This window comes from Actinosynnema sp. NPDC002837 (assembly GCF_040295345.1).
In the GTDB taxonomy this organism is placed as follows: domain Bacteria; phylum Actinomycetota; class Actinomycetes; order Mycobacteriales; family Pseudonocardiaceae; genus Actinosynnema.
In genome coordinates this window covers 178,273-199,849 of sequence record NZ_JBEOVG010000008.1, presented here as the reverse complement: position 1 = coordinate 199,849, position 21,577 = coordinate 178,273, and the positions used below count along the sequence as shown (strand labels likewise).

Annotated in this window: 16 protein-coding genes and 1 pseudogene; 8 read left to right on the top strand and 9 right to left on the bottom strand. The window is 71.6% G+C overall.

The window, feature by feature from the left end; all coding sequences use genetic code 11:
- Nucleotides 1–291: 291 nt before the first annotated feature.
- Nucleotides 292–906 carry a hypothetical protein gene (locus ABTZ99_RS08950; RefSeq protein ID WP_498778879.1) on the top strand — a complete coding sequence of 205 codons (615 nt, stop codon included), beginning with the start codon at nucleotides 292–294 and terminating at the stop codon, nucleotides 904–906.
- On the opposite strand, the pseudogene ABTZ99_RS08945 reads toward ABTZ99_RS08950, so the two are convergent.
- The 5 genes and pseudogenes from ABTZ99_RS08945 to ABTZ99_RS08925 all read right to left on the bottom strand — a co-directional run bounded on the left by ABTZ99_RS08945 (nucleotide 878) and on the right by ABTZ99_RS08925 (nucleotide 5,912).
- Nucleotides 878–2,040 (bottom strand): annotated as a pseudogene (locus ABTZ99_RS08945) (low temperature requirement protein A). The gene ABTZ99_RS08950 and the pseudogene ABTZ99_RS08945 sit on opposite strands and share 29 nt — an antisense overlap.
- 7 nt (nucleotides 2,041–2,047) lie before the next feature.
- A complete protein-coding gene (locus tag ABTZ99_RS08940) occupies nucleotides 2,048–3,091 on the bottom strand; it encodes an ABC transporter ATP-binding protein (RefSeq protein ID WP_499609698.1) in 1,044 nt (347 codons plus the stop codon).
- A 2-nt stretch (nucleotides 3,092–3,093) separates the two neighbouring features.
- The gene (locus ABTZ99_RS08935; RefSeq protein ID WP_499609695.1) at nucleotides 3,094–3,879 is read right to left on the bottom strand and encodes an ABC transporter permease; all 786 of its coding nucleotides are present in this window, start codon (nucleotides 3,877–3,879) and stop codon (nucleotides 3,094–3,096) included.
- On the bottom strand, nucleotides 3,867–4,778 hold the full coding sequence (locus ABTZ99_RS08930; protein WP_499609692.1) for an ABC transporter permease: 912 nt from the start codon (nucleotides 4,776–4,778) through the stop codon (nucleotides 3,867–3,869). Before ABTZ99_RS08930 ends, ABTZ99_RS08935 begins: the two co-directional genes overlap by 13 nt.
- A 3-nt stretch (nucleotides 4,779–4,781) precedes the next feature.
- Nucleotides 4,782–5,912 (bottom strand): ABC transporter substrate-binding protein, encoded by a 1,131-nt coding sequence (locus ABTZ99_RS08925; RefSeq protein WP_499609689.1) that lies wholly within the window; start codon nucleotides 5,910–5,912, stop codon nucleotides 4,782–4,784.
- Nucleotides 5,913–6,306: 394 nt separating this feature from the next.
- Here ABTZ99_RS08925 and ABTZ99_RS08920 point away from each other — a divergent pair, with 394 nt between their 5' ends.
- The 4 genes from ABTZ99_RS08920 to ABTZ99_RS08905 are packed head-to-tail and all read left to right on the top strand — an operon-like array spanning nucleotide 6,307 to nucleotide 10,253.
- Nucleotides 6,307–8,595: a hypothetical protein gene (locus tag ABTZ99_RS08920; RefSeq protein ID WP_499609686.1), complete on the top strand. Its 2,289-nt coding sequence runs from the start codon at nucleotides 6,307–6,309 to the stop codon at nucleotides 8,593–8,595.
- 58 nt (nucleotides 8,596–8,653) lie between these two features.
- Entirely contained in the window at nucleotides 8,654–9,271 is a 618-nt protein-coding gene (locus ABTZ99_RS08915) for a hypothetical protein (protein ID WP_499609683.1), read from the top strand.
- Nucleotides 9,272–9,310: 39 nt separating this feature from the next.
- A complete protein-coding gene (locus ABTZ99_RS08910) occupies nucleotides 9,311–9,763 on the top strand; it encodes a hypothetical protein (protein ID WP_499609680.1) in 453 nt (150 codons plus the stop codon).
- A complete protein-coding gene (locus ABTZ99_RS08905) occupies nucleotides 9,750–10,253 on the top strand; it encodes a DUF3995 domain-containing protein (RefSeq protein WP_499609677.1) in 504 nt (167 codons plus the stop codon). Before ABTZ99_RS08910 ends, ABTZ99_RS08905 begins: the two co-directional genes overlap by 14 nt.
- Nucleotides 10,254–10,256: 3 nt before the next feature.
- Here the strand turns inward: ABTZ99_RS08905 and ABTZ99_RS08900 are convergent, their stop codons facing one another.
- Together ABTZ99_RS08900 and ABTZ99_RS08895 are read right to left on the bottom strand one after the other, a co-directional pair.
- Nucleotides 10,257–12,743, bottom strand: a complete 2,487-nt coding sequence (locus ABTZ99_RS08900; RefSeq protein WP_499609675.1) for a polynucleotide kinase-phosphatase — start codon at nucleotides 12,741–12,743, stop codon at nucleotides 10,257–10,259.
- Entirely contained in the window at nucleotides 12,743–14,113 is a 1,371-nt protein-coding gene (locus tag ABTZ99_RS08895; protein ID WP_499609672.1) for a 3' terminal RNA ribose 2'-O-methyltransferase Hen1, read from the bottom strand. Before ABTZ99_RS08895 ends, ABTZ99_RS08900 begins: the two co-directional genes overlap by 1 nt.
- Nucleotides 14,114–14,243: 130 nt before the next feature.
- On the opposite strand from ABTZ99_RS08895, the gene ABTZ99_RS08890 reads away from it, so the two are divergent.
- Together ABTZ99_RS08890 and ABTZ99_RS08885 are read left to right on the top strand one after the other, a co-directional pair.
- Nucleotides 14,244–14,807 carry a superoxide dismutase gene (locus ABTZ99_RS08890; protein ID WP_498778898.1) on the top strand — a complete coding sequence of 188 codons (564 nt, stop codon included), beginning with the start codon at nucleotides 14,244–14,246 and terminating at the stop codon, nucleotides 14,805–14,807.
- A gap of 113 nt (nucleotides 14,808–14,920) precedes the next feature.
- Nucleotides 14,921–15,937, top strand: a complete 1,017-nt coding sequence (locus ABTZ99_RS08885; protein ID WP_499609669.1) for an NAD(P)/FAD-dependent oxidoreductase — start codon at nucleotides 14,921–14,923, stop codon at nucleotides 15,935–15,937.
- Nucleotides 15,938–16,012: 75 nt separating this feature from the next.
- On the opposite strand, the gene argG is transcribed toward ABTZ99_RS08885, so the two are convergent.
- Both argG and ABTZ99_RS08875 read right to left on the bottom strand, forming a co-directional pair.
- Nucleotides 16,013–17,455 carry an argininosuccinate synthase gene (argG, locus tag ABTZ99_RS08880; protein WP_499609667.1) on the bottom strand — a complete coding sequence of 481 codons (1,443 nt, stop codon included), beginning with the start codon at nucleotides 17,453–17,455 and terminating at the stop codon, nucleotides 16,013–16,015.
- A gap of 114 nt (nucleotides 17,456–17,569) precedes the next feature.
- On the bottom strand, nucleotides 17,570–18,070 hold the full coding sequence (locus tag ABTZ99_RS08875; protein ID WP_499609664.1) for a GNAT family N-acetyltransferase: 501 nt from the start codon (nucleotides 18,068–18,070) through the stop codon (nucleotides 17,570–17,572).
- 364 nt (nucleotides 18,071–18,434) lie between these two features.
- On the opposite strand from ABTZ99_RS08875, the gene ABTZ99_RS08870 reads away from it, so the two are divergent.
- Nucleotides 18,435–21,491: an AfsR/SARP family transcriptional regulator gene (locus ABTZ99_RS08870; RefSeq protein WP_499609661.1), complete on the top strand. Its 3,057-nt coding sequence runs from the start codon at nucleotides 18,435–18,437 to the stop codon at nucleotides 21,489–21,491.
- Nucleotides 21,492–21,577 lie beyond the last annotated feature (86 nt).

Genomic DNA, 21,577 nt, shown 5'->3' with positions numbered 1-21,577 from the left:
GTCCACGTCACCCCGCGTCGGCGCCGCGCCCTCGTCGGGCACGGCGTAGTTCATTTAAAAATTTTGTGGGTTGGGGTGGAATCGGCCGCGGAAAAGCCCCCCCCCCCCCGCGGCGGGCCCTTCGCTCACCCGGCGGTGCGCACACTGCATATACCCCCTTTTAACGCTCCTTCCAACACCGCATTCTCGCGGTCCGATACTCCTTGCCGGTGAATTCGTCCGCGTTCGCTCCTACTCCGCGTAGGATCGAAACCGATTCCTCTTCACGAATTCCTCGCGAGGAGTATTCCGATGCCGGACATGACCCTCTACCGGGGTGAGCGCGAGAATGTCTGGCCGGCCCCTGCCGTGCGCCTCATCTGGGGCGGCATGACCATTCGCGACCCGTGGCCGGGCGCCCGCCTGCCGAACCAGACGGCCACCGGCGCGTGGTCGGCGTTGTCGCGGGCGATCAGCACCGGCGGCGGCGACCTGGCGGCGTTCTCCCGCACCGTGCGGGCGGCCGGCGTGTCCTACGGCCTGAACTTCACGCGCACGCCCGTGCCCGTCGACCCGGACCGCGAGCACCACTACGTGGTCACCATCCACCACGCCCGCACGTTCCTGCTGCGCTACGGCGGCGTCGGCGGCTGGACGCTCGGCGACGAGGTGCCGTGGGCGTCCGACGCCACCCTGGCCGACCAGGATTACGTGGTGCTCAACGGTCCGAGCGTGAGCCGATCGACGGTGTTGGGTTACGGCCATTTCACCGACACGCCGGAAGTCACCTTGTTCACCGACGTGCCGACCAATTGGGTGACTTCCGTGAACGGCCAGCCGATCGGCGCCCGCGGCGTGCGCGTTTTGACCGATTCAGCGCTTTCCGACGACGAACGGCTCAGGTTGACGAAATTGCGTCGTCCCTAGCGCCGCGCCGGCCGGAGACGACCAACGCGACGAGCGCGACGAGCACGACCGCCACCGCGTGGACCGGCGCGGGCGTGAACGTCACCGCGAGCACGAGCACGGCGGCGGCCGGGAACCCCCAGAGCGCCGGTCCGCGTTGCGCGGGGCGGACCTGGAGCGCCCACACGGCGACCAGGAACACCGCCACCGGCACGGTGGTGGTCAGCCCCGCCGCCACCGTCGACAGGTGCGCGACGTGCAGGTCGTGGTCGACCGAGACCTCGAGTCCCGCGCCGACCGCCGCCACGGAGGCGAACACCAGGTAGTGGCCGTAACCCCACGTGATCGCCTGCGGCAGGGTGTGGAGCAGGTGGTGCGCGGGGTAGTCGAAGTAGAGCCACCACAGCGAGAACACGATCACCAGGCCGGCCGCGGCCAGCGAGATCAGCGCGAAGCTCGCGTGCCCGGCGTCCAGGGCCGCGCCGATCGCGCCGGTCGCGGCCAGGATCGACTCGCCCAGCACGATCAGCGTGAACAGCCCGTACCGCTCCCGACGTGGTGCGGGTGCCACGTCGTCCGGCCGGCGCGCTCCGCCCAGACCGGCACCGCGAGTTCCGCCACCACCATCGCCAGGAAACCGACCAGGAACACGCCGTCGGGCAGGAACAGCCGCGCCACCCAACCGACCTGCACCACCGTGATGCCGATGGCGTACCGCCGGGCGCACCGCTTCCGCTCGGCGTCGGCGCGCGACGCGCGCAGCCACTGCGCCACCATCGCCAACCGCATCAGCACGTACCCGAGCGTGATCACGGTGTAGTCCGAGTGGTCGAACGCCCGGGGCACGCCCGCCGCCAGCACCAGCACGCCCGCGACCTGCACCAGGGTGGTGAGGCGGTACGGCACGTCGTCGGTGTCGTAGGCGGACGCGAACCAGGTGAAGTTCAGCCAGCCCCACCAGATCGCGAAGAACACCAGCAGGTAGCCGAGCACACCGGAGCCGATGTGGTTCTCCGACAGCGCGTGGTGCAGCTTCGCCGCCGCGGACGCGACCGCCACCACGAAGCTCAGGTCGAACAGCAGTTCCAACGGTGTGGCCGCCCGGTGGTCCTCATCGGACCGCCGGGCCGTCATCCGCCGGTACAACGTCGTCATGCCGGCATCATGCCGCGACCACCATCAGCCTGCCGACCCCGAGGTCGAGCGCGACCGCCGTGCCGGGCGGGAAGTCGGCCGCGCGGCCGGACGGCTGGTCGACCCGCACGACCTGGTCGCCGCCGTCGAGCCGCACGGACAGCCTCGTCACCGGCCCGAGGAAGCTCTGCGTGAGCACGCTGCCGGTCAGCGCGCCGTCCGGAGGACCGGAGTGCGGCGCGATGCCGACGTCCTCCGGCCGCACGATCACCTCGACCTCGCCGGTCAGCCCGTCGACCGCGTCGGTGGCCAGCCGGTACGCGCCCAGCCGCACGCCACCGGCCTCGGCGACGCCGCGCAGGGCGTTGGTCACGCCGACGAACCGCGCCACGAACGCCGACGCGGGCTCCCGGTACACGACCGCCGGGGTGTCGAGCTGCTCCAGCCTGCCCTCCGACATCACGCCCACCCGGTCGGAGACGGCCAACGCCTCCTCCTGGTCGTGCGTGACGAACAGGGTGGTCATGCCCAGCTCGGTCTGGATGCGCCGGATCTCGTCACGCAGGTTCACCCGCACCTTGGCGTCCAGCGCGGACAGCGGCTCGTCCAGCAGCAGCACCCTCGGCCGGATCGCCAGCGCACGGGCCAGCGCCACGCGTTGCTGCTGCCCGCCGGACAGCTGGTGCGGGTACCGCTTGCCCAGGTGGGAGAGCCCGACCAGCTCCAGCAGCTCGGCGACCCGCCCGGCCCGGTCCGGCGCCTTGCGCAGCCGCGGGCCGAACGCCACGTTCTGCGTCACGGTCATGTTCGGGAACAGGCTGTAGGCCTGGAACACCATGCCCATGTCCCGCTTGTTCGCGGGCACGCGGGTGATGTCGCGGCCGTCCACCAGGACGGCGCCCGAGTCGGCCTCCTCGAACCCGGCGACGATGCGCAACGCGGTCGTCTTGCCGCAGCCGCTCGGCCCGAGCAGGCTCACCAGCTCGCCCTCGGCGAGTTCCAGGTCGAGCCCGTCGAGCGCGCTCTGGCCGCCGAACGACTTGCGCAGCCCGTCCAGTCGCAGGTACCCCATGATCAGCCTTCCTCGACGGCGGCGCCCCGCCGCCGCCCGCCGACGAACGAGAGCAGGAACAGCAGCGCGAACGCGAACAGCAGGCTCAGCAGCGACACCGCGATCGACACGCCCGCGTCGCGCTTGCCGAGCAGGTTGACCCGCACCTGCAAGGTGTCGAAGTTCAGCAGCGACGCGATGGTGAACTCGCCGAGCACCAACGCCACCGACAGCAGCGACGCGCCGAGCAGCGCGGTGCGGATGTTGGGCACCACGACCCGCAGCAGCACCGTGCCCCAGGACGCGCCGAGGCCGCGCGCCGCTTCCGCCAGCGTCTTCAGGTCGATCGCGGACAGGCCCGCGTCGATCGCCCGGTAGGCGAACGGCAGCACCAGCACCGCGTAGGCGAACGTCAGCGTCAACGGCGAGTCGCCGAGGAAGTAGTTCACCCACGCGTACAGCGGCGCCATGCCCACCACCAGCACGATCGCCGGGATCGCCACGGGCAGCAGGCACAGGAACTCCACCAGCCGCCGCAGCGCGGGCAGCCGCAGCCTGATCCACGCCATCGTCGGCACCAGCAGCACCAGCACGACCAGCGAACTGGCCAATGCGAGCTGCACCGACACTCCGATCGCCTCGACCAGGTCCGGGTCGTCCACGATCGCCGTCCACGACGCGAGGCTGCGCGTGCCGTTCGCGCCGCGGGTGGAGAACTCCGCCATCGCGACCAGCGGCAGCAGGAAGAACGCGCCGAGCACGGCCAGGATCGAGAACCGCGCGAGTCCGCGCTTGGTCACCGCTGCCATCGCGCGAACCTCCGCTGCACCAGGGCGTACAGGCCCATCGCCACGCCGACCACCACGACCATGCCCAGGCCGAGCGCCTTGCCCAGGTTCTCCCGGCCCAGCAGCACCTCGCCGGCCAGGAAGCCGCGGATCTGCAGCGGCACGATCGGGCTGCCCTGCGACACCAGCGCCGCCGCCGTGGCGTAGGCGGAGAACGCGTTGGCGAACAGCAACAACAACGCGCCGAGGAACGCGGGCAGCAGGATCGGGCCGCCGACGTGCCGCCAGTAGGTCCACGCCGAGCCGCCGAGGCTGTCCACCGCCTCCCGCCACTGCGGGCGCAGGCCGTCCAGCGCGGGCAGGAACACGATGACCATCAGCGGGATCTGGAAGAACGTGTAGACCAGGGTCAGGCCGGGCAGCTCGAACAGCCACGCGCCGCCGGCGAACAGGTCGACGCCGAACGACTCGCGCAGGAACCGCGTGACGAGGCCCTGGAAGCCGATCGTGGCGAGGAACGCGAACGCCAGGGGCACGCCGCCGAACTGGGCGAGCACCCCCGCGCCGGCCACCACCACGCGGCGCAGCGGGCCGTCCGGCCGGCCGACCGCCACGGCCCACGACAGCAGCGCGCCGAACACCGCGCCGAGCATTGCGGTGATCGCGGACAGCTCCACGCTGCGCAGGAACGCCTGGAGGTACGCGCCGCGGGTCAGGTCGGCGAGGTTGGCCACCGTGAAGCCGCCGTCCGCGTCCTGGAACGCCCCGGCCAGCACCAGCGCGGTCGGGTACACCAGGAACGTGCCGACGTAGGCCAGGAACGGCACCACGACCAGCCACGCCAACCAGCTCCGGCCGGGCCCGGGGCCGGGAGCGGCCCGATCGGCTCCCCCGACCCCGGTCGTGACGGGTGCGACCACCGGTCAGCCCACCGCCTGCGCCCACGTCGAGGCGAGCACCTGCTTGGCCTTGTCCGACTGCTCCTGGGTCGGGAACACCTGCGCGCCGGACGTCTCCGGCAGCTTCGCCGCCGCCTCCGCGTCGATCGTCCCGGCCTTGGCCAGCGCGTCCATCCGCACGGGCCGCGACAGGCCCTTGAGGAAGATGTTCTGGCCCTTGTCGGAGTACAGGAACTCCTGCCACAGGCGCGCGGCGGCCGGGTGCGGCGCATCCTTGTTGATCGCCTGGTTGTAGTAGCCGCCGACCTGCGCGTCCGCCGGGACGACGACCTTCCAGTCCACCTTGCCCGCGAGCTTCGCGGTCTGCGCGGCGTTGGTGTAGTCCCAGTCGATCACGACGGGCGTCTGGCCGGACTCGATGGTCGCGGGCGACGGGTCGACCGGCAGGAAGTTGCCCGCGGCCTTGAGCTGCTTGAAGAACTCGACGCCGGGCGCGATGTCGTCGGCCGAGCCGCCGTTGCCCAGCGCGGCCATCACCACGCCGGAGAACGCGGCGCCGGCCTGCGTCGGGTCGCCGTTGAGCGCGACCTTGCCCTGGTACTCGGGCTGGAGCAGGTCCTTGACCGAGGTCGGCGCGGGCACCTTGGCGGCGTCGTAGCCGATGGACATGAAGCCGCCGTAGTCGCCGTAGTAGAGCCCGGACGGCTCCTTCAGCTCGTCGGCGATGTCCGCCCACGTGCGCACCTGGTAGGGCGCGAACAGGTCCTTGTTGGCCAGCGCCACGTTCAGGCCGAGGTCGAACACGTCCGGGGCGCGGTCGCCGCCCTTGAGCTGCTTGGCCGCGTTGATCTCGTCCTGGCTGGACGCGTCGGGCTGCGCGGAGTCGACCTCGATGCCGTACTCCGCCTCGAACGCCTTGATCATCTCGCCGTAGTTGGCCCAGTCCGGCGGCAGGGCGATGACGTTGAGCCTGCCCTCCTTCTTGGCGGCCTCGACGAGCTTGTCGAACCCGCCGAACTCGGCGGCGGACTTCGCGGTCGCCGCGGGCGTGTCGCTCGCGGCGCCGTCCTTGGGCGGCGGCGTGCCGCAGGCCGCGACCAACGCCAGCGCGGTGACGCCGACGCCTACCGACCGCAGGACTCGGGTGTGGTTCACGGGAACCTTCCTCGGGTGACAAGGGTTTTTTCGCGGACGACCAAAACGTGTGGCCCAGCGGAGGATTCGGGACGTCGCGCGCACTTGTCAAGCGGGGTGAGCTGACTGAGACCGGGTCGACCGGGTGAGCGAATTCCGGGTGGTCCGGGGATGTCCGAAGGGTTAACGGCGACACCGGCCGGATCGGCCCGGATCAGCCGCTGAACTAGCCCGTTCGGCGGAGCGGACAACGTCGACAGTCACCGTGCGGATAGGCCGGTTGGGCCATCCGGATGTTTCGCGCTCGGAAGAGCGTGACGGTCCACCCCTATTTTTGCCTAATTGTCTACTCACATTTCCGGGTTCGGTAACGCGTTCCGAGCGGCCCTCGACACCCGGTTGTCACGTGACGGAAATGCCCGAACAACTGCCGAACCCGAAGAAGGGCAGATCCATGCTCCCCCCACGAAGATCCCTGGTGCTGGCCGCCGTCGGCGCGCTGCTCCTCCCCCTCGTCGGCACGCCGTCGGCGTCCGCGGCCCCCGTCCCCGGTGAAGACGTGCTCTACACGTTGGACGCGGACTTCGACCAGGGCGTGCTCCAGGACGTCAACCACGACGCCCCGAACAACAACCAGCTCCAGCTCAACCGCCAGAGCGTGTTCTTCCCCTACGTCAACGTCGCCGCCTCGGCGCGCGGCACGATGGTCCGCATCGACGTCAACACCGGCGAGATCGTCGGCGAGTGGCTGTCCGCACCCGACGGCCAGGGGCGCAACCCGTCCCGCACCACCGTCGACAAGCTCGGCAACACCTGGCTGTCCAACCGCAACGAGGCGGGCGGCGGTCGCGGGTCGGTCACCCGCGTCGGCGTCATCCGGGGCGGCACGCGGACGAACGCCGACGGCACGGCCAACCCCGCCGGCGACTACCTGAAGGGGCCGTTCGGCTACAACACCTGCGTCGACCGCGACCTCGACGGCCTGTACGCCACGTCGCGCGGCCTCGGCGACATCCGGCCGTGGACCAACGCCGGCGGCGCGGACGCCAACGGCGGCGTCACCACGGCCGCCGACGAGTGCCTGATCACCTACAGCCGGGTCGCGGGCACGAACACCCGCACGGTGGCCGTCGACGCCGACAACAACCTGTGGACCGGCGGCTCGAACACCCAGCACCAGAAGATCTCCGGGCTGGACGGCTCGCCGCTGACCGCGCCGGTCAGCTTCGGCTGCGGCGGCTACGGCGGCCTGGTCGACAAGGCGGGCACGCTGTGGTCCGCCCGGTACGGCGCCAACCTGCTGCGGTACGAGCCGGGCACCGGCACGGGGGCCTGCCTGGACACCTCGCACGGCGACTACGGCCTGGGCATGGACCCGGTGACCGGCGAGATCTGGCACACCCAGGTCAACTCCGGCAACACCGTCAAGATGGACGCGGCGGGCAACGTGCTCGGCACCTTCCCGCACGGCCACCCGCGCGCGCAGGGCGTCGCGGTCGACATGGACGGCAACGTCTGGGTCGCCCACGCGCTCGACAACGGCACCAACACGGTCGGGCACCTGCGCACCGACGGCACGTTCGTCGGCAACGTGGTCCTGCCCGGCGGCAACGGGCCCACCGGTGTCGCGGTCGACACCAACGGCAAGGTGTGGGTCACCAACATCAACTCGAACAACGCCCAGCGCATCGACCCGGACGCCGGTCCGGCGGGTGGCGGCGGGTTCACCATCGGCGCGGTCGACCTGACCGTCGACCTCGGCGCGGGCGCCGGTCCGTACAACTACAGCGACATGACCGGGTCGGTGCTCGGCGAGATCACCGCGCCGGTGGGCACGTGGTCGGTGGTGCAGGACGGCGGCGTCGCGGGGCAGACCTGGGGCACGGTCACCTGGAACACCGAGGCGCAGGGCAGCGTGCCGGCTGGCACCTCGATCACGGTCGAGGCGCGCACGTCCGACACCGAGGCCGGACTGGCCGGCGAGACGTTCACCCCCGTGACCAACGGGGTGGAGTTCGCCGAGGTGGGCCGGTACATCGAGGTGCGGGCGACGTTGACCGCGAGCCCGTCCGGCGACACGCCGGTGCTGTCGGACCTGCGGATCAAGACCTCCGAGCGGACCGGCGTGTTCTCCTGCCAGGCGACCGCGCTGAACCTGGCCGGGATCATCGTGGCGCGGGCCAACCCGCCGGACGTGCCGTGCGTGGACGACTACGAGAACGTGGCCGACGTCAACCTGTCCGCCGGCATCCTCACCGTGCGGGCGAACGCGTTGACCGCGAGCACCGAGCAGACACCGGACGACCTGCTCGCCCTGCCACCGGCTCCCGGTGACGGCGCGGTGTCCAACGCGCGGGTCGACTACACGCGGATCAGCAGCCTGCTGGTGACCATCGAGGTGGGCGTCATCCAGGCGACCGCTTCGGTGACGTGCGACGCGAACCTCAACCCGGTGTTCGCCGGCTCGTCGCAGATCGCGAGCCTGCGGATCAACGGGGTCCAGGTCGCCGTGGGCAGCGCGCCGCTGACGATCCCGCTGGTCATCGGCTCGTTGCAGCTCAACAGCACCACGACCACGTCGACCAGCGTGGTGCAGCGGGCGTTCGCACTGGACACCCTGCTGACCGACGTGGTGCTCGGTGAGGCGAAGGCCAACGTGGAGGCGTTGCCGGGCGAGCCCGGCGGCAGCCCCTGCCGGGTCTGAGCCACCACCCTACTAGTAGCCGTACTATATGTAGTGCGGCTACTAGTAGGGGTTGATCATGGGTCGGAAGTTGCTGGTCTGGGCGCACGTCGTGTCGTCCACGGGCTGGATGATGATGGCGCTGGCGTTGTTCGTGGTGGTGAACCACGCGTTGGCCGTGCCCGACCGGCGGCCGGCGTTCGAGGTGGCGCTGCTGCTCGACGTGCAGGTGCTGCAGTTCATGGCCACCACGTCGGCGTTCAGCGGGCTGATGCTGTCCGGCCTCACGGCGTGGGGCTACTTCCGGCACTGGTGGGTGCTCCTCAAGTTCGCCATCACGCTCAGCCAGCTGTACGCGGGGATCTACGTGCTCAGCCCGAACCTGCACCCGGACGGTTCGGAACCGCTCCTCCGCGTCGGCTCGCTGCTCATGGCGTCGGCCCTGGCGGTGCAGGTGTGGCTGTCGGTGGCCAAGCCGTTCAAGCGGACGCCGTGGGCGGCGCCCCGGAAGCCGAAGACCGCGCCGCCGTGGGGGTTCGCGCTGTGCCTCGCCGTGCCCGCGGCCGACTACGCCCTCGGCCAGAGCCTGCTCGGCGTGCCCCTCCCGGCGCTCTCGCTGCTGGTCGCGGTCGGCTACCCGATCGTCCGCGCCGTGCGGCTGAGAACGCACTCGCGGGAAGCCGCGCATTCCTCATGATGGGAATGCGCGGGCCCGACCCGGCCTTATCGTCGGGCCATGGTTGATGTCGATCGCCGCCGCTGGCCGGCGTACGCCTTGGCGGTCCTGTTCCTCGGCTACGCGGCCGGCAAGGCCGTGTTCGCCGCGCAGTCCCGGCTCGGGTTCCCGGGCGGCCCCCCGGTGTCGGCCGCCGAGGCCGAGGCCTACTTCCTCGACCCGGCCGTGGCCCAGTGGTTCGCGACCGCGTCGGGCGTGGTGGGCGCGGCCATCGCGCTCGCCACCGTCACGCCGTGGGCGCTGCGCAGGGTGCCGAGGACGGTGATGCTGGTGGTGCTGGCGGGCATGGCGCTGGCCGTCGTCGGCGGCGCGGGGATCATGGTGCTGGACGGGTTCCTCGGCCTCGGTGTGGGCTGGCGTTGGTACCACGGCGTGCTGGGGCTCGTGGTCGGCGGGTTGTGCGTGGAGATGGTCCGGTCCTACGTGACGGCGGCGAAGCGTGTCGCGGCCTGACCGGGCGAGGCTTGCCGGGTACGGCGCGGTGCTGTGCGCGGCCGCCTACGGCTCGATGAAGCTCGCGCAGGCGTTGGGGGCCAACGCGTTGGCGGACAAGGACCCGCTGCCGCCGCACCTTCGCGAACGCCTGCTGGCCCGCGATCCCTTCTTCGTGACGAGCCACTGGGTGCTGGCCGGGGCGGCGGCGGTCGGCGTCGTGGTCGCGCTGGCCACCGTCCGGGGCACGGTCCTGCCGCGCCTGCTGCGGGTGATCGCCTGGGCGTTGGGCATCTTCATGATCGCCCGGTCGATCGGCTTCGTCGGCTTCGGCTTCGTCGGTGACGCGCTCGTGCTGACCGGCGTCACCCCGCCACCGCCCGAGCACGCCGAACTGGCCCTCGTGCTGGCCCGCTGGGACCTGCTGCTGTGGTCGCCCTTCTTTTTGCTCTGGGGCCTGTGCTGGGCAACCGCCGGCCGGCGGCTCGGTCGGCTGCCCAGCACCCCGTGACGCTCAGAGCCGGGGGTCGACCGGCTCGGACTCCAGCGCGAGCACGGCGAACACGCACTCGTGCACGCGCCACAGCGGCTCGCCGCGGACGACGCGCTCCAACGCCTCCAGGCCGAGCGCGTACTCGCGGATCGCCAGCGACCTCTTCGCGCCGAGGCCGCGCTTGCGCAGGCGTTCCAGGTTCTCCGGCTCGGTGTAGTCCGGGCCGTAGATGATCCGCAGGTACTCGCGCCCGCGCACCTTCACGCCCGGCTGCACCAGCCCGCGGTCACCCCGCACGAGGTTCGCCAGCGGCTTGACCACCATGCCCTCGCCACCGGCCGCGGTCAGGTCCTCCCACCAGCGGATCCCGGCGGCGACCTGCGCGTCGTCCGCGGTGTCGACCACCAGGTGCCGGGTGGGGGTGAACACCTCGCCCGCCAGCCGGCCGAGCACGTCCAGGTGCCACCGGTGGTCGCGGTCGTGGAACGTCCGGCCGCGCGCGGCGAGCAGCTGGAACGGCGCGATCGTGACGCCGGCCAGGCCGTCGGTCGGCCGCACGTACCGCAGGTAGGCGTCGCGGTAGCCGGTGGCGTTCGCCAGCCTGCTCTCCGTGCGCGCCAGCAGTCCGCCGACGTCGACGCCCCGCGCGGCGGTCCGCGCGAGCACGTCCACCGCCACGCCGAGCGCGCCCGTGGCCGCCGCGCCGACCGAGGCGTACTGCTCCTTGATCAGCCCGGCCGCCTTGGCGTTCCACGGCAGCAGCTCGGCGTCGAGCAGCAGCCAGTCGGTGTCGAACTCGTCCCACAGCCCGGCCCTCGTCACCTCCTCGCGCACGCGCGCCAGCAGCTCGTCGCCCAACGGCGGGTCGAAGAACGCGCGGCCGGTCCGCGTGTGGATCACGCCGCCGTCCTTGCGCACCAGGACCACCGCGCGCGACCCCATGTGCTTCTCCTCGCAGATCACCTCGCGCACGCCCGCGCTCCGGTACTCCGCGAAGGCGTCCTCCGGGTGCTCCAGCACGTCCGGCCGCTGCGAGGTGGCCGTCGGCGCCATCGTCGGCGGCAGGTACAGCAGCGAGTGCGGGTCGATCGCGAAGCGGCTCATCACCTCCAACGCCGACGCGGCCTGCTCCGGGCGCACCCCGATCCGGCCGCGGTGGGCCGTCTCGACGAACCGGCGGCCGGTGACGTCGGACAGGGCGAGCACGTCCGGCTCCCGTTCCTCCTCCGGCGCGACGAGCGGTCGCACCGGCTCGTACCAGACCTCGTGCGCGTCGACCGCCACGACCTCGCGCTCGGGGTAGCGCAACGCGGTCAACCTGCCGCCGAACACCACGCCCGTGTCCAGGCACATGGTGTTGTTGACCCACTCGACCTCCGGCGTCGGCGTGTGCCCGTAGAGCACGGTCGCCCTGCCCCGGTACTCCGTCGCCCACGGGTAGCGCACCGGCAGGCCGTACTCGTCGGTCTCACCGGTCGTGTCGCCGTAGAGCGCGAAGCCGCGCACCCGCGCCGACGCGCGACCGTGGAACTTCTCCGGCAGGCCGGCGTGCGCGATCACCAGGTCGCCGCCGTCGAGCACGTAGTGCGCGATCAGGCCGTCGCAGAACCGCACGGCGCGCTCCCGGAACTCCTCCGGCTCGGCCGCGAGCTGCGCCAGCGACTCCGCGAGGCCGTGCTTGACCTGCACGTTGCGCCCGCGCAGGGCACGCACCAGCTTCTGCTCGTGGTTGCCGCACACGGCGAACGCGTGCCCGGCCTCGACCATGCCCATCACCAGGCGCAGCACACCGGGCGTGTCCGGGCCCCGGTCGACCAGGTCGCCGACGAACGCCGCACGCCGTCCCGCCGGTGGGACGGCGTCCACCGGACGTCCCTCCTCGTCGCGCACCAGCGCGTAGCCGAGCTTGACCAGCAGGTCCTCCAGCTCCGCGCGGCAGCCGTGCACGTCGCCGATCACGTCGAACGGCCCGGTCTCGTGCCGCAGGTCGTTCAGCAGCCGTTCCGGCACGATCACCGCTTCGTCCACTTCGGACTGGGCGCGCAGCACGTGCACCCGCTTGAAGCCCTCCTTGCCGAGGTGCTTCAACGACTTGCGCAGCGCGGCGCGGTGCCGGCGCACCACGTGCGGGCCGAAGTCGCGGTCCGGGCGGGAGGCGTTGCGGGCCAGGCAGACCTCCTCCGGGGTGTCGAGCACGATCGCGACCGGCAGCACGTTGTGCTCGCGGGCCAGCTCGACCAGCCGCGCCCGGTCGGACCGCTGCACGTTCGTCGCGTCCACGACGGTCGTGCGGCCGCCGTCCAGGCGCTTGCCCGCCACGAAGTGCAGCGTCTCGAACGCGGCGGCGGACGCGGACTGGTCGTTCTCGTCGTCCGCGACCAGGCCGCGGAAGTAGTCGCTGGACAGGACCTGCGTCGGCCGGAAGTGCCTGCGCGCGAACGTGGACTTGCCCGAGCCGGAAGCGCCGATCAGCACCACGAGGCAGAGGTCCGGGATCTTGAGCTCCATCAGTCCTCCTCGGTGCTGTGCTCGACGAGGGTGAAGGCGGCCAGCTGGGTCGGCGCGCCGCGCTCGGCGTCCACCGGTCCGATCGGCAGGTGGGCGACGGTGTAGCCGCGGCGGCGCGCGACGCCGTCCGCCCAGTCCTCGAACTCGGTCCTGGTCCACTCGAAGCGGTGGTCGGAGTGCCGGTGCCTGCCTTCCGGCAGGGTCTCGAACAACGCGTTGTACTCGACGTTCGGCGTGGTGACCAGGACCGTGCGCGGCCGTGCGACGACGAACACCGAGTGCTCCAGCGCGGGCAGGCGGTCCGGGTCGAGGTGTTCCACCACTTCCATCAGCACGGCGGCGTCGTAGCCCTTCAAGTCCGGGTCGGCGTAGGTCAGCGACGACTGGCGCAACGTGAGCCGGGCGCGTTGGCGGTCCGACATCTTCTCCAGGTTCAGCTTGCGCGCGGCCGTGGCGAGGGCGTTCGCGGACACGTCCACGCCCTGGATGCGGGTGAAGTCCGGGTTCTCCAGCAGGGCGCGCAGCAACGCGCCGCCGCCGCAGCCGAGGTCGAGGACGGAACGCGCGCCGACCTGCTTGAGCTGGTCGAGGATCGCCTCGCGGCGCTGCACCGCCAACGACACCTTCGGCTCGACGAGCGCGTTGTCCAGCTCCTCCGGCTCGACCTCCTCCACGTCGGCCAGGCGCGACAGCGCGGACCGCACCAGCGGACGGCGGCGCATCAGGTACCGGGTGGTGATCAGCTCGCGGTCCGGGTGCGCGCCGAGCCACCCCTCCCCCGCACGGAGCAGCTTGTCCACCTCGTCCTCGGCGACCCAGTAGTGCTTGTCGCCGTCGAGCACGGGCAGCAGGACGTAGAGGTGCTTGAGGGCTTCGGAGAGCGTGAGCGTGCCGGTGAGGGTGACGTCGGCGTACCGCGAGTCGTCGTCGTCGCCGTCGCCGAGCGGGAGGGGTGCGATGTGCGCCGTCCAGCCCAACGGCGTGAAGAGCCGTTCGACCAGGCGGTGCGGCAGGACGGGCACGCGCACGGTGAGCGGGATCGGGGTGGCGGCCACCTCCGCGCGGCTCTGGCTGCGGCCGTTCATCGCGGTGCGGAACACCGAGCCGAGCGCGACGGTCAGCAGCGAGCCGGCCACGTACGGCCGGTCGTTGACGTACTGGGTGAGCGTGCTGCCGGGACCGCGCACCAGCGCGACGGGGTCGACCTCCAGCAGGAGCGCGACCGTGCACTCCTCCTCGTCCGCGCGCGGGTAGAACACGTGCGCGGTGCCCGAGGAAGTGGTGAACGACTGCGCCCGGTCGGGATGTTTGTGCAGCAGGTGGCTGAGGTCGGTGGCCGGTCGGTGGGTCGTGGTCAAGGTGAGCAGCACGTCGTCCAGTGTGGACGAGGCGAACCGCTCCCCGCCCCCGAATTACGAGGGACCTTCACTGTGAAAGCGACGTCGGGCCATCGGTGCTAGCTTCGGTGGAGGCCGCCGCCCTGTCCCGAAAGGCAGAAGCGTGAAACGTCTGGTTCCCCTGATCATCGGCGGACTGCTCGCGGCGACGGTGACGCCGACCGCGGCCGCGGACAGCCCCCGAGGCTCCGGAGTCGCGGTGACGGTGGCCCGATTCGCCACCCCGGACACCGCGACCAAGGCCTACACCTACGACCCGGCGCTGATCGCGCCCGGCGCGGCCGTGATGGTCGTGGCCACCCCGCTGCGGCGCTCCACGAAGACCCTGCTCAGCGTCTACGGCCTGGTCCCGAACCGGACCTACGGCGCGCACGCGCACCAGCGGCCGTGCGGCGCGGCGCCCACCGACGCCGGCGCCCACCACCAGCACGTGGTGGACCCGAACCAGCCGTCGGTGGACCCCGCCTACGCCAACCCGGAGAACGAGATCTGGCTCGACTTCACCACCGACGACCGCGGCCGCGCGGTGGTCGGCGCGGTCGTGCCGTGGCAGTTCGCCGACCGCCGGGCGGGCTCGGTCGTGATCCACGCGCAGCGCACCGCCACCGAACCGGGCAAGGCGGGCACCGCCGGTGCCCGCCTCGGCTGCGCCACGGTGAAGTTCTGAGCTGACGAGGGCCGGCCCGGTGGGAGCCGGGGGCCGGCCCTTGTTGCCGGATCGGCAACAAGGTTTGCCGATCCGCTCACCTCGCACGCATGGTGGTCGTGGAGGTGGTCGCGATGACCTTTCAGCTGAGTGACAGCTATGACGTGGTGGTGGTGGGCGGCGGGGCCGCCGGGTTGAACGGCGCCCTGATGCTGGCGCGGTCGCGGCGGTCGGTGGTCGTGATCGACGCCGGGTCGCCGCGCAACGCGCCGGCCGACGGCGTGCACGGGTTGCTGGCCAGGGACGGGGTGCCGCCGGCCGAGCTGGTCGACCGCGGTCGGGCCGAGGTGCGGGGCTACGGCGGTCACGTGGTGACCGGCGAGGTCGAGGCGGTGACCCGTGAGGGCGACCGTTTCCTGGTGGCGTTGGCCGACGGCCGCGCGGTCCGGGCCCGCCGGCTGCTGGTGACCACGGGCCTGGTGGACGAGCTGCCGGACGTGGCCGGGCTGCGCGAGCGCTGGGGCCGCGACGTGGTGCACTGCGCGTACTGCCACGGCTGGGAGGTCCGCGACCAGGCGATCGGCGTGCTGGCGACCGGGCCGATGGCGGTGCACCAGGCGTTGATGTTCCGGCAGCTGAGCGCCGACGTCACGCTCTTCTCCCACACGCAGCCGCCGACCGCCGAGCAGGCCGAGCAGTTGGCCGCACGCGGTGTCGACGTCGTGGCGGGCGAGGTGGCGGCGCTGGAGATCGCGGGTGACCGCATCGTCGGCGTGCGGCTGGCCGACGGTCGCGCGGTCGGCCGTGAGGTGATCGTCGTCGCGTCGCGGATGGTGGCACGCGCGGGTTTCCTGGCGGCACTGGGACTGCGGACCGTCGAGCACCCGTCCGGGATGGGCGAGCACGTCCCCGCCGACGCGATGGGCCGCACCGACGTGCCCGGGGTGTGGGTCGCGGGCAACGTCACGGACCTGTCCGCGCAGGTCGGCGCCTCGGCCGCGGCGGGCGCCACCGCCGGCGCCCAGATCAACGCCGACCTGATCGCGGAGGAGACCCGCCTGGCCGTGGACGCCTACCGGAACCCGTTCTCCGGCGAGGCCGAGGCCCGGGTCGCCGAACTCGTCGCCGGCGACCGCCGCCACGGCGTGTGAGGCCGGGAACGCCGATGCCCGCGCCGGCCACGACTCGCGTGGACCGGCGCGGGCACCGGTGAGGCCTCGGAGCGGTCAGTCGTTGCCCGCTTCCAGAGCGGCGTGGTCGAGCAGCTCGTCGTCGGTCACCTTGCCCCGCGAGGCGATGGCCTCGGCGCCGCCCTCGGGCATCGCGCCGATCAGCTCGGTCTGCGCCACCGGCGCCGCGCTGATCAGCGTCGACTGGCTGCCGACCATGCCGAGCCCGGCGTACTGCTCCAGCTTGGCGCGCGAGTCGGCGATGTCGAGGTTGCGCATGGTCAGCTGGCCGATGCGGTCGACCGGCCCGAACGCCGAGTCCTCGGTCCGCTCCATGGACAGCTTGTCCGGGTGGTAGCTGAACGCCGGACCGGAGGTGTCCAGGATCGAGTAGTCGTCACCGCGGCGCAGGCGCAGCGTCACCTCGCCGGTGACCGCCATGCCGACCCACCGCTGCAACGCCTCGCGCACCATCAGCGCCTGCGGGTCGAGCCAGCGGCCCTCGTACAGCAGCCGGCCCAGCTTGCGGCCCTCGTTGTGGTAGGAGGCGAGGGTGTCCTCGTTGTGGATCGCGTTGACCAGGCGCTCGTAGGCCGCGTGCAGCAGCGCCATGCCCGGCGCCTCGTAGATGCCGCGGCTCTTGGCCTCGATGACCCGGTTCTCGATCTGGTCGGACATGCCCATGCCGTGCCGGCCGCCGATGGCGTTGGCCTCCAGCACCAGGTCGACGGCGGAGGAGAACTCCTTGCCGTTGATCGTGACCGGCCTGCCCTGGTCGAAGCCCACCGTGACGTCCTCGGTGGCGATCTCGACCTCGGGGTCCCAGAACCGCACGCCCATGATCGGGTCGACGATCTCGATGCCCGCGTCGAGGTGTTCGAGCGCCTTGGCCTCGTGCGTCGCGCCCCAGATGTTCGCGTCGGTCGAGTACGCCTTCTCCGTGCTCGACCGGTACGGCAGGCCGCGCGCCTGGAGCCACTCGGACATCTCCGTGCGGCCGCCGAGCTCGCTGACGAACGCGGCGTCCAGCCACGGCTTGTAGATCCGCAGGGAGGGGTTGGCGAGCAGGCCGTAGCGGTAGAACCGCTCGATGTCGTTGCCCTTGTAGGTGGAGCCGTCGCCCCAGATCTGGACGTCGTCGTCGAGCATGGCGCGCACCAGCATGGTGCCCGTCACGGCCCGCCCGAGCGGCGTGGTGTTGAAGTAGGCGCGGCCGCCGGACCTGATGTGGAACGCGCCGCAGGCCAGCGCCGCGAGCCCTTCCTCGACCAGGGCCGCCCGGCAGTCGACCAGCCGGGCGATCTCGGCGCCGTACACCGCGGCGCGGCTCGGCACCGACGCGATGTCGGGCTCGTCGTACTGACCGATGTCCGCGGTGTACGTGCACGGCACCGCGCCCTTCTCACGCATCCAGGCGACCGCCACGGACGTATCGAGACCACCGGAGAACGCGATGCCGACGTGTTCGCCGGCGGGGAGGTAAGTGAGCACCTTGGACACGACTAGAAGTATGCACGACGCTGCATGACCATGCATAGCCGGGGGTTGGAATGGTTCTGACCTGCGGTGATGAGGGGTCGACGGCGTGGAACGCCGCCGACCCCGTGAGACGACCTACCGCACGATGCCGTACCGGACGGTGCCCTGCCCGGCGACGGCGTCCAGGGGTCGGAAGCCCGCCTTCTCGAGGACGCGGACCGAGGCGGGGTTCGACAGCTCCACCTCGGCGTGGACCGCGCGGACACCGGGCGCGGTGAACGCGAGATCGGTCAGCGCGCGCGTGGCCTCGGCGGCGTACCCACGCCCCCGCCGGGACGCCACGACGCCGTACCCGATCTCCACGACGCCGTCGCTCGGGGGCCAGAACAGCCCGATCGACCCGACCACCAGACCGCTGTCGCGCTCGACCAGCAGCCGGTGGCCGAACCGGCCCAGCCACTCGGGGTGCTCGCCGAGCAGCCCGGCGATGACCCGGTCGCCGTCCGCGGGGAAGTCGTCGGCCCAGTGCGGCAGCCGGACACCGCCCACGACGGCGTCGGCCTCGCGCGCGGTCCAGGACCGCAGCAGCAGCCGTTCGGTGGTCGGATCAGGTACGGGAAGGGAAGGAGAAGACACTCGGAACTCCTGGTCATCGGGATGACCCGGCCCGCGCGTCAGCCGCGTGCGGACCGGATGAGGGCGTGCTGAAGACGGCCGCGGACAGCCATATTCATCAACCTCCCCCGTTCCGGTGACCAAGCGATCTCCATCGCCGTCGCGACGCTAGCAACGGCCCGGTCCCGCGACAACCCGATTCAGGACTGCCACTGCACATCACCTTGCAGTTGCCTTGCAGTTGTCTTGGAGTTCCTCGCGCCGCCGATCGCCGGCCGATCGTTCGGCACAACGGAGCAACAACTCGACATTGCCCTGCACAATCCGGTCCGCGTACAGCACACTGGCAATACCGGACCGTCGTGCCAGCGAAAGGTGAACGCTGGTGGAATTCAAGATCCTGGGCAAGACCCGATTACGCGTGGCGGACCAGAACGTGGACCTCGGGTCCGCGAAGCAACGCGCGGTCCTGGCGCTGCTGCTCTACCACGTCGGCCAGCCCGTCGGCATCGGCACGATCGCGCAGGCGGTGTGGCCGGACGAGGATCCGGCCGGCCTGCGGGGCAGGCTCCAACCGCTGATCAGCCGCCTGCGCAAGGTGCTGGGCCAGGTCGGCCTCGACCCGTCGATCGAGCGCGAGGGCGACGCCTACGTGCTCGCCGTCGACCGGGAAATCGTCGACTACCACCGGTTCCGCACAATGGCGGAAATGGGTCGGGCGGCGACGGCGGCAGGTGAGCACGCGCGCGCGAAAGCGGTGCTGCGCGAAGCGTTGTCGCGGTGGCAGGGCCGCCCGTTGCAGGACGTCGAAAGCATGTGGGCGGACCACCTGCGTTACCAGATGGACGCGTTCGACCGGCTCACCGCCCACTACGCCCTCGTGGAAAGCCTGAACGCGCTCGGCGAGCACGTCGAGGCGATGGGCGAAGCGGGCAGGCTGGCGCAGGAGCACGAACTCGATGAAGTGCTCGCGAGGCTGTACATGCGTTCGCTGGAAGGGCAGGGCAAGTACGCCGCGGCGCTGGAGTACCACGAGCGGTTCTGCGAACGGCTCTTCGAGGCAACGGGCGCCGAACAGGGCCCGGAGCTGCGCGCGGTGTACCAGAGCATCGTCGCCAAGCAGGTGGGCACCGCGACCACGTCCACCAAGCCGCACGTCCCACCCCGCCAGCTGCCGAGGAGGGCCAGGACCTTCGTCGGCCGGGAGGACCTGCTCGCCGCGTTGGACGCGTTGCTCGACGGACCGGACGGCGGGCGCGGGCAGGTCGTCGCGCTGCACGGGATGCCGGGCGTCGGCAAGACCGGGTTGGCGATCCACTGGGGACGGACGAGAGCCGACCGGTTCCCGGACGGCCAGCTCTTCCTCGACCTGCGCGGTTTCGGCCGCGGCACCGCGATGACCGCCGAGGACGCGGCCGGCGTGCTGCTGACGTCGCTCGGCGTGACGCACATCCCCAGGACGGGAGCCGAACGCGCCGCCGCGCTGCACCGCGCGCTCGGCGACCGCAAGGTGCTGCTCGTGCTCGACGACGCCCGGCACAGCCCTCAGGTCCGGCCGCTGCTGGGCGCCGCGACGAACTGCTTCACCATCGTGACCAGCAGGATCCGCCCTTGGGGGTTGGACCTGCACGACGACGTCCACCTCCTCGCCGTGCCGCCGCTCTCGTTCGACGAGTCGATCGAGCTGCTGCGCCGCGAGATCGGCGCGGTCCGGGCCGACGCGGAGTCCGCCGCCCTGCACGCGCTGGCCTCGCGGCTCGACGGCCACCCGATGGCCGTCAAGATCATCGCCCAGCACGTGGCGAACCGGCCGCAGGTGCCGATCAGCCTCCTCGTCGAGGAGTACGCGACGCAGGAAGGGCTGGGGATACTGGGTTCCCTGGACGACAGCGACGACGACAGCGCGAGCCTGTCGTTCGCCTTCGGGGTGTCCTACCGGGACCTGCCCACCGAGACCGCGCGGGTCTTCCGGTTGCTGGGCCTGCACCCGACGGCCGGGTTCTCGTCGGCGGCGGCGAGCGCCCTGACCGAGCGCCCGGAGCGCGAAGTCCTCGTCCACCTGCGCACGCTCACCAAGGCCAACCTCCTCCAGTACGCCACCCACGGGCGCTTCCGCGTGCACGACCTGCTGCACGACTACGCCCTGGACCGGGTCCGCACCGAGGAGTCGGCCCACCAGCGGCAAGCCGCGCTCAGCGGGCTGCTGACCTGGCAGCTCGCCGGCGCGATCGGCTTGGAGCGCGCCCTGAACCCCCACGACGATCCCGTGCCGCTGCTGCCGGGCATGCCCCTCGACGCCGTGCCCCGCTTCGTCGACGAGAACGACGCCCTGGCCTGGTTCGAGACCGAGCGGGCCAACCTCGTCGCCGCCGTGCCGCACGCGTTCCGCCACGGCTTCGCCGGGCACGCCTGGCGGATCGCGGCGAACATCGACCGCGCCCTGGACCGCACCGGCGCGTACCGCGACCTGGCCGCCGTCCAACGGGTGGCGGCGGACGCGGCGCGCTCGACCGGGGACGTGGAGGGCCGGTGCGGCAGCCTGCTGAACCTGGGCACGGCCCACTTCCGGCTCGGCGAGTACGACGAGGCGGTCGAGCACCTGCAGGAGGCGCTCGCCATCGCACGGCGCATGGAGAACGTCGAGTTCACCGAGATCGCGATGCACAACCTGGCCAGCGCGCACCGGGAACGCGGCGACGTCCGGACCGCGCTGTCGCTGTACGAATCAGTCCTGGAACTGCACCGCGCGACCGGCAACCGCAGCCTCGAAGCCTCCACCCTGGACCAGATGGCGGCGGCCTACCAGCGGCTGGACCGGGTCGACGAGGCCGTGGAGCTGTACCGCGAGGCGTTGGACCTGCGCCGGACCATCAACCACCGCCACGGCGAGGGCACGACCCTGACCGCGCTGGGGAAGCTGCACCACCAGCGCGGCGAGCTCGACGACGCCCTCCGGTGCCTGGAAGCCGCGCTCGAGATCAACCTCTCCACCGGCGAGCGGGCGCGCACGGTCGAGGCGCTGGTGGCGCTCGCCCGCGTCCACTACGACCGGAAGTCCTACGAGAAGGCCATCGACTTCGGCCGCCGCGGGCTGGACGTCTCGGCCGACCTGGACGTCGCCCACGAGAAGGCCCAGGCGCTCTTCCTGCTCGGGCACGCGCACGCCGTCGCCGGCGACCAGGCCGAGGCCGAGCGGCGGTGGCGGGAGGCCGCGCCATTGCTCGCCGAATCCGGCCTCACCGAGAAAATGCACACCGCGCTCGGCGAACCGGAATTCCTGCGCGGCAGGGCGGCCGCCATCCCGGACCCACGCGACCACCAATCGCCGCGCAACCCGAAAAAGCCCACCGGGAACGACGGGCACAACGACGTACAACCTACGCCAATCACCTCGCGAGACGAAGTCACACGATCGAGTGAAGACGAAATGGACTCGCGTTAACTCGGAGTAAGACCACCCTGACGCGTGACCACGAGGTGCTTTCGGGACCCCCGGTACATTGCTATGGGAAGGTCATGATTAGATCC